The 7,297-nt window shown below is 53.8% G+C and carries 9 protein-coding genes and 4 pseudogenes; 8 read left to right on the forward strand and 5 right to left on the reverse strand.

All coding sequences use genetic code 11. The features are described from left to right. A partial coding sequence (locus ACTIKR_RS19570) for an AraC family transcriptional regulator N-terminal domain-containing protein (protein ID WP_442328767.1) occupies positions 1 to 220 on the reverse strand: 220 nt, incomplete at its 3' end. A gap of 158 nt (positions 221 to 378) precedes the next feature. Here ACTIKR_RS19570 and ACTIKR_RS19575 point away from each other — a divergent pair. The 3 genes and pseudogenes from ACTIKR_RS19575 (at position 379) to ACTIKR_RS19585 (ending at position 2,465) form a co-directional block, all read left to right on the forward strand. After that, positions 379 to 1,134: an SDR family NAD(P)-dependent oxidoreductase gene (locus tag ACTIKR_RS19575; RefSeq protein ID WP_442328768.1), complete on the forward strand. Its 756-nt coding sequence runs from the start codon at positions 379 to 381 to the stop codon at positions 1,132 to 1,134. Positions 1,135 to 1,545: 411 nt separating this feature from the next. After that, positions 1,546 to 1,804: pseudogene (locus tag ACTIKR_RS19580) on the forward strand (integrase); the annotation flags it as partial. A 226-nt stretch (positions 1,805 to 2,030) separates the two neighbouring features. Continuing rightward, positions 2,031 to 2,465, forward strand: a complete 435-nt coding sequence (locus ACTIKR_RS19585; protein WP_442328769.1) for a sel1 repeat family protein — start codon at positions 2,031 to 2,033, stop codon at positions 2,463 to 2,465. A 9-nt stretch (positions 2,466 to 2,474) separates the two neighbouring features. On the opposite strand, the pseudogene ACTIKR_RS19590 reads toward ACTIKR_RS19585, so the two are convergent. Next, positions 2,475 to 2,781, reverse strand: a pseudogene (locus ACTIKR_RS19590) (LysR family transcriptional regulator); the annotation flags it as partial. A 228-nt stretch (positions 2,782 to 3,009) separates the two neighbouring features. On the opposite strand from ACTIKR_RS19590, the gene ACTIKR_RS19595 reads away from it, so the two are divergent. From ACTIKR_RS19595 to ACTIKR_RS19610, 4 genes are read left to right on the forward strand one after another with little or no spacing between them, the layout of a single operon-like run. Continuing rightward, entirely contained in the window at positions 3,010 to 3,366 is a 357-nt protein-coding gene (locus ACTIKR_RS19595) for an MFS transporter (RefSeq protein WP_442328770.1), read from the forward strand. An 8-nt stretch (positions 3,367 to 3,374) separates the two neighbouring features. Continuing rightward, positions 3,375 to 3,614, forward strand: a complete 240-nt coding sequence (locus ACTIKR_RS19600; RefSeq protein ID WP_442328771.1) for a hypothetical protein — start codon at positions 3,375 to 3,377, stop codon at positions 3,612 to 3,614. Between the two features lie 14 nt (positions 3,615 to 3,628). Beyond that, a complete protein-coding gene (locus ACTIKR_RS19605) occupies positions 3,629 to 4,114 on the forward strand; it encodes a PaaI family thioesterase (protein WP_442328772.1) in 486 nt (161 codons plus the stop codon). Next, a complete protein-coding gene (locus ACTIKR_RS19610; RefSeq protein WP_442328773.1) occupies positions 4,115 to 5,053 on the forward strand; it encodes a DMT family transporter in 939 nt (312 codons plus the stop codon). A 19-nt stretch (positions 5,054 to 5,072) separates the two neighbouring features. Here the strand turns inward: ACTIKR_RS19610 and ACTIKR_RS19615 are convergent, their stop codons facing one another. The 3 genes and pseudogenes from ACTIKR_RS19615 to ACTIKR_RS19625 form a co-directional block, all read right to left on the reverse strand. After that, positions 5,073 to 5,330: a hypothetical protein gene (locus ACTIKR_RS19615; protein WP_442328774.1), complete on the reverse strand. Its 258-nt coding sequence runs from the start codon at positions 5,328 to 5,330 to the stop codon at positions 5,073 to 5,075. 119 nt (positions 5,331 to 5,449) lie between these two features. Next, positions 5,450 to 5,840: pseudogene (locus tag ACTIKR_RS19620) on the reverse strand (DUF3363 domain-containing protein); the annotation flags it as partial. Positions 5,841 to 6,577: 737 nt separating this feature from the next. Continuing rightward, positions 6,578 to 6,725: pseudogene (locus tag ACTIKR_RS19625) on the reverse strand (DUF3363 domain-containing protein); the annotation flags it as partial. 227 nt (positions 6,726 to 6,952) lie between these two features. On the opposite strand from ACTIKR_RS19625, the gene ACTIKR_RS19630 reads away from it, so the two are divergent. After that, on the forward strand, positions 6,953 to 7,132 hold the full coding sequence (locus tag ACTIKR_RS19630) for a hypothetical protein (RefSeq protein ID WP_442328775.1): 180 nt from the start codon (positions 6,953 to 6,955) through the stop codon (positions 7,130 to 7,132). The last annotated feature ends 165 nt before the right edge of the window (positions 7,133 to 7,297 follow it).

The raw sequence follows: 7,297 nt of genomic DNA on the forward strand, positions 1-7,297 counted from the left end.
ACTCACCCGGACCATAGTCGTAACTCGCAATACTTGTAGTGACACGCTTGCGTCCCTGCAGCAGCATCGCAACCAAAGGCTTGGATACTGCCGCCTGCAACTCTCCAGGGTACAGGGCTCTCACGATTGTCAATCCACGAACGGGCGTGGCTGCTATCCCGCATTGGTCAGCATGAGCATCGGCATAATGACGGCAGAGTTCGAGTAGATGGTCCTGCACAGGATTCTTTCAGGCAAGTATTGGTACAGATATTATGCGCTAATCGCTATGAAACGAGCCATTAAAAGAGAAATAGGCAAAAATTAGCAACAAATGGGCAATAAAACCCGGCTGAATCGCTCTACAGTACGGGAACGAAAAACAGAAAGGATTATCACATGAGTAAAATATCACTTGTTACCGGAGCAAATCGTGGTCTCGGCCGTAATACGGCGCTCGCCATCGCCAACCGTGGTGGCGATGTCATCGTGGCCTACAGAACGAATGTAGAACAGGCGCAGGAGGTTGTGACACAGATTCGCGCCCTTGGCCGCAAGGCAGTCACACTTCAGCTTGATATGGCGCAGACGGCGAGCTTTACGAACTTTGCAGAATCCCTGCGCGCCGAACTTGCAGAAGTCTGGGGCCGTGACTCCTTCGATCATCTGGTCAACAACGCTGGGCACGGCGAATTTGCAATGCTTGCGGACACTACCGAATCTCAGTTCGACGGGCTGTTCGATGTTCACGTCAAAGGCGTTTTTTTCCTGGTCCAGACGCTTTTGCCGTTGCTGGCTGACGGAGGAAGCATCATCAACTTTTCGTCCGGCCTGACCCGCATATCCTACCCCGGGTTTTCAGCCTACTCAGCAGCAAAAGCAGCAGTGGAGATACTCAGCGTCTACATGGCACGGGAACTGGGTCCGCGTGGTATCACCGTGAATACGGTCGCTCCGGGTGCGATCGAAACTGATTTCGGTGGTGGACTTGTGCGCGACAATGCCGATGTAAACGCACAATTTGCAGCCATGACTGCCCTCGGTCGTGTCGGCGTCCCCGACGACATCGGCCCGATGATTGCTGGCTTGCTGAGTGATGATAATCGCTGGGTTACCGCACAGCGTATCGAGGTATCGGGCGGTCAGACAATCTGACCACAGCGAGCTTTATCCATTCATTGAAAAATGCGTCACGTCACGGTGGCGTATTTTTTCGTCAATAGCAGAGATATTTAATATCCAAAACTTACCATTCACGCTACGTCGGGTGTGCTCAATTTTCATGCCCGTCATAATCTGGCCTCTGCAGTGACTTAAGCTGTCTTCGATGGTGGGCTTCTTTCTCTGCCGCTAAAAGCCGATACTCGTTGTGAGTTATCGGCTTTTATTTGTTTCACGATGACTCCACTACCGCAGTTCGCTGGACTACGCCAAAGCTCGATACAGCTGGTTTATCAATCACTTAGGCGTGTCCACCATATGCCGGTTCTTACCGAAACTTCACCCGGCTTCCGGCCGCATGACTCCCATGGGGCTCTTGCAAACCGAGGTTTCCAACGAGTAATCATGGCAAAAATCACACTCAGCAAGTCCGCTGTCGATGCAGCAAAATCCCATGCGCAGGCCGTCGAACTTCGGGATACTGTAGTGCGCGGCTTCCTGTGCAAGATCATCCGGGCCGGCCGCAAGGTGTTCATCCGCCAGTACCGCACGAACCCCGGCGAGCGCGGCCAAGGATGCCGCCCGCAAGGCGCCGACCATGAAGGAGTATTGCCACACCTTCATGGATGACTACTCCAAGCAGCGCAACAAGCACAGCACAAAGATGAAAAGCTGAATTTTCCTGAGCCTAGATCAGGCGTAGGTTGAGGATATGCTGGAGAGCGATTTTATTATTGCGCACGTGACATGAGATACATGGAACCAGGTCTGCGAACATAGCCTGTTGTTAACACTCAGGTTTTGCCGTAGTCATCCTAAGGATAATCCAGTTTGTCATAGGCGCGCAGAAGATCCAAAATTAGCTAGGCATAAACAGAATGGAGGCCGACATGAAATCGATTCACTCAACTGGAAAACCCAGGAGTCCTATCGCAACAACCCGAAAAGGCTGCGTTGCAACACTGTTAGCGGCTGCAGCGTATGGATTGTCAATGTCGGCGTTTGCGGCGGACATGACATCGCCAGGGCAGAAATTTCAATTAGCCCTCGAGGCACAAACAGTTGGCCAGTACGATGAGATGATGGCGCTGCTACGCTTAGCAGGTGAAGGTGATCATATTGGTGCACAGGAAATGCTTGGCATGGTGTTATTAGCTGGGCCAACGCTTTATGGAAATGCAGTCCAAGCTGATCAATGTGAAGCTGCAAAGTGGCTAAGTCGAGCTCTTTCTCAGGGAAGCGAAGTGGCGCGCAATCAATGGAGATTTTTAGTCCAACTGCGTCATGCCCCTCAAGGGATTGAGAGTTGTAAGCCGCCCATTTGATGAATTGACATGCTCGGCAAGAAAGTTGCTTATGATATCGGGAAGGTATTCGCTGAACGCCGACGTATTACAAAGCAGGCGCACGTACCCTCGTAAGCTGGCGCTATAGTCTCCCAGTTCGTCGTGCATCCGATCATTTTGGGCCAGGACAAGCCGTGCATGGTGCACGAGCATCCGGCCAGCAGGCGTGATACGCACGCCACGCCGGTCGCGTACGAGCAGGGGCGTGTCCCTCCATGCCGCGAATGCGTTCGCTGGCGGAGGTGAGCGTCATATGGCTCGCGGCGGCGGCCGTAATGGCCCCTGCCTCGTACACATGGAGAAAGAGTCATAAATCGACGAGATCAAAGCGCTTGATAAAAATCAGATTATCATACTTATCCTCAGGGTGCGCCTAAGTCAGGCATCGGAAAAGCCAGATTGTGCAGTGAGATTTATTGCGCTTATTATTTTTTATAAATTTCACGGCTTAGACAAATCAGAATGAATGACCTCTTTTCCCTGAACGTGCTCATTATCGCGTTAACGTTTTTCGTGTCCGGCAATGAACTGGCAAGACGCGGAGGTCGTGCTGTGTATCGTGATGCTCGCGCTGCTGCCGCTGGCGGCGTGTCTGCGCGACCCCACGAAGCTGCAGTCATCAGACTGCACAAAAGAAGCGCAGATACCCATAAACGTGGCGATACGCCAGGCATTCCATCATCGCGGCTTCTGGCTGCTGAACCTGGGATTCATGGCCTGCAGTTTCCTACTCGCCTTCATCACCACGCAAATGCCCGCCTATCTGCTCGAGCAAGGCCTGAACATGCGACAGGCTGGCACCTTGCTGGCCATCATCGCGTTGGCCAACGTCTTCAGCACCTATGGCTGTGCGCGGCTTGGCGGGCGACGGTACCACTGACCAATGGAGTGGTCGCGCAAATTTTCGAGGTGCGCTACATCACCACGCTGTTCGGATTCTTGTTCCTGGGCCACCAGATCGGCGGCTTTCTCGGCGTCTGGCTGGGAGGATGGGTCTACGACAGCTACCGTTCCTATGATCTGCTGTGGTTGGGATTCATCGCCATCGGGCTGGTGGCGTCCTTTGTGCATCGATCCATCGACGACCGCCCGCTAACGCAGAACGCATTCAAGCCCGTCAACTTCTGAGGACAGGAGATTCCATGACGACATTCTCTACCCATCTTCCGGTGCTGAAGTACCTACAACGTCAACTGGACGGCACATTGGCAGATGGTGACGTCACGCACATGAGCTATCCGACCGCGATTTCCAAGTTGCTGAAATTTCGCATCGTCGCCATCGCCGAAGCCATGGCCGTCATCGAACTGGACGCTGACGCAACGGTGCATGGCAACCAGCAGGGCACCGTCCATGGCGGCCTGCTGTGCGAGCTGGCAGATGCCGCTATCGGCACGGCGCACTCCACGCTAATGCACGAAGGCGAGAGCTTCACCAGTATCGACTTGAAGGCGACGTTTCTGCGTCCGGTCTGGCAATCTCGACTGCGCGCTCATGCCTGGGCAGCGCATCGAGGTCGGACGATCAGCCACTACCGGTGCGATATCCAACGCGAAGACGGCAAGTTAGTTGCCAGCATCGAAAGCGCCGTGATAACACTGCGTGGCGATCATGCAAAGGGGCGATGAGTGTACAGACTTCTTGGCGCTTTTGCCGTTCGGCGATGGGCCACCGATCGGACGATTGGAATTTTCTGCGCTGCGGTGGCTGTCCTCTTCTTTGCGAGCTTCACGGTGGTCTCGCGGATGGGATTCACATCCAGCGCACTGGCATTACCGGATCTGGCCATGCTGCGCTTCGGTGTCGCCGGACTGGTCCTTTTGCCGGTTATCCTCCAGCGAAGGCTGGGATCGCTGCGCTGGTCACAGGCGACATGTCTGACCTTGACCGGCGGGCTTGGATTCGCATTGTTCGCATACGCTGGATTCCGCTTGGCCCCGGCCAGCCATGGGGGCGTGTTGCTGCATGGCACGATTCCACTTTTCACATTTGTGTTGACGTGGTGGATGCTGGGACGGCGTCTGTCCACCATGGGATGGGCTGGCCTGATGCTGATCCTGGTCGGCATCTTAGCCATTGCATCCGACAGTGGATACCACGCGTCGGTACATCAATGGCTGGGTGACGCGGCACTGTTGTTGGCAGCATTGTGTTGGTCTGCATATGGCTTGCTCAGCCAGCGGCTGATGCTGGATCCGCTGCATGCTGTAGCCATCGTGGCGACAGGATCGCTGGCCTGTTTTCTCCCTCTTTATCTGATGCTGACCGCAAATGACATCAAGAACGTACCCTGGGGTGACATTGCGTTCCAGGGTTTGTTTCAAGGCGTTCTGATAGGTGTTGTTTCCGGTCTGCTCTACACCCGTGCCGTGGCATCACTCGGCGCGCAGCGTACCGCGTTGTTCACGGCCGCGGTCCCTTGCCTGACGACGTTCTCCGGTCTGTGGTTGCTCGGCGAGCAGCCATCATGGTGGGTGTGGATCGGTGTCGGCCTCGTTACCTCGGGCATGCTCGTCGGCCTAATTAGTCGTAGCAGCTTGCCTGCCAATGCCGAAGAAATTCGATAGCCGTGTCTAATAGAACATTTCAAGAGGTCGCGCCCAGCGGCGCCAGTTCGAATGCATGCGCGCATTCGAACTCTTTCTCGTCGCCCATCAACGCAGCCGCGTTGGCGGCTGTTTCGCAGGCCACAGCGCCCCTATTCACATGCGCCGCCCCGGGTATTTCGGCCAATTCTGCGATATCGAAAATATCAGCCGGGCCGAGGGACACACCGGAGAACTTCCAGCCCATGCGCGAAAGGACCCGATCCAGTTCCTCTATGACATCGGACTTGCGGCGCATCGTTTCTTCGCAGCAGATGGAGAACGGCCTATCATACCGTGATACTGCAAAGCTTCGACACGATGGATAGGGGCTAACGCCGACGCCCCGAGCATTTTCTACGAAGGAGATGCGCGCTACCCGTGTCGCTCGGCCAGCCCCTGTTCGGCCAGGAAATCTGCGCGTTGCTGCATTGCCTGTTTGGCCTCGCCGCCAACGCCCAGGTCGCCCAGCCCCTTGCCTCCACCGATCAACTACTGATTGAGCCAGGTGGCGCCGATGTTGCGCGCCTGGCGCTCGATGGCAGGTGCGATTTCAGTTCCACCACCACGCAGCCCAAGCGCTGCGCGTCGTATTGGCGGCCGCGCTCGGACTTGGTCTGACCTGGGTAATCGTCAAGTGGTGATCGGTTCGGTACAGACCATCACCCGCCAGCGCGGCGATGTTCTTGTCGGCGGTGCGCACCTCGGCGGAACCGCGGACTTCCACCACAACTTCAGTGGGATAGTTCGCCAATTCGGTGCATTTATTCTGGCGCGTGCGGGTCTTCTGAAAGGTCGGAAAGCAACAACGCATCGGGGCTTGAAGGGTATGTGGCCAATGAGGCCGTTGAATATGTACCTGAGCGCCAGGTAAAATCGGGTAAGTATTGGACTGCCACGCGTAGCAACTGGCCTGGATATGACCATTGCGCTTATTGCAGATATTTATGGGCCACTCGGCGCAAATCACTCAACTTTCCGTTGAGTATGATCTCCATCCTCCGTTTAACTCCGGATCTGAACGAACAGCGCCACCAGAAGTAATTGCGACGATGAGTAGGGTGGCCACTGATACCCTCCAAATCCTAGAGAGGCACTGGTCGGAGTCTACAATTCCTTTTTTTCAGCCTTTAAATAGCTGATTATCAGAGTGTAGATTATTAGAATTCGCGTTGTACTATTCTAGGAATTGAAAGCAAGAGGTCTTCTGCGTGCTTGATGATAGGCTATTGTCTGTGTCGCTTACGCAAGCGGCTAGGGAGGTGCTAATTAATTCAATTTTTGAGAAATTCGCCGATTTAAAATTCAAAGCTTTACATGTGATTTTCAAATAAAAATCCGAATTAACAAGCATCGCCTTAGGTCTAGCAGGCCTGCGGCTTTATTCGACCATTGGCGTTTCGGCCCGAGGCCACTGCAAGTTGCATTTCTGCCAAAGCGCTAACTTAAACGCCAAGCGGTGGGTGTTCATCTACTGTCTCTACAAGTTGATAAAAGAGGATGTTCCTAGTGTCCGCAGCGACCAGCAGTAACCCCGCCGCCGCACATAGTCGCTGCGATCTGTTGCCCTGGGCGTTCCTCGATCACCGGATTCCATGGGCACCAGACTGAACCCCATGCCGTCATTGAGCATCGCGTAGCGCCCGCTGGCGAGCTGCCGGCCCAGATGATCAAGGTTTTTTCGCGGCGCTGTCTCGCATTTGACCATTGGCTTCAATGCTATGTTTCAGATGGGCATCACAGAAATTCGTATCGAAGCGATACGTTCGAACGCCAGCCCTGGCTAGATAAACTGCAACAATCAATATCCATGTAATAAAGTCGACATGTCTACGCAATATGATAGTTACAAACCGCCATGGCGTACCGGGAGAATTGGACATGTCAGAAGTTGATCGAGACCAGCTTAAAGAGCAGGTAGAAGTCTATAAGCAGCTGAAACAAAACGGTTACCTAGAGTCTGCAGGAAAGCATTTAGACTCCATAGAAAAGACCTTGGAAAGAGTGAAAAAAGCCAATCCAGATGAATATGATGATTTGTTAGCCTATATCGACATTTAAGCTTTCGGTTGCGAGAGGTTGGTAAATTCAATTGAACTAGTGTGATTGCCGAGGGAAACTGACGGACTAATTACCGAGGGACTATGTCCTTGCACGATACTCGTCGCTGAACCGATTTGCAATAGCCAAGGAACGCCATGAGATTACAGAGAGCAATGATTTTGC

Origin of the sequence: Advenella sp., from assembly GCF_052108595.1 — a bacterium.
Taxonomy (GTDB): Bacteria; Pseudomonadota; Gammaproteobacteria; order Burkholderiales; family Burkholderiaceae_B; genus Advenella.

Bases quoted from the DNA above. Each gene is read 5' to 3' on its own strand.
- ACTIKR_RS19575 (WP_442328768.1), top strand. From the start codon at position 379: ATGAGTAAAATATCACTTGTTACCGGAGCAAATCGTGGTCTCGGCCGT.
- ACTIKR_RS19585 (WP_442328769.1), top strand. From the start codon at position 2,031: ATGAAATCGATTCACTCAACTGGAAAACCCAGGAGTCCTATCGCAACA.
- ACTIKR_RS19595 (WP_442328770.1), top strand. From the start codon at position 3,010: ATGAACTGGCAAGACGCGGAGGTCGTGCTGTGTATCGTGATGCTCGCG.
- ACTIKR_RS19605 (WP_442328772.1), top strand. From the start codon at position 3,629: ATGACGACATTCTCTACCCATCTTCCGGTGCTGAAGTACCTACAACGT.
- ACTIKR_RS19615 (WP_442328774.1), bottom strand. From the start codon at position 5,330: ATGCGCCGCAAGTCCGATGTCATAGAGGAACTGGATCGGGTCCTTTCG.
- ACTIKR_RS19630 (WP_442328775.1), top strand. From the start codon at position 6,953: ATGTCAGAAGTTGATCGAGACCAGCTTAAAGAGCAGGTAGAAGTCTAT.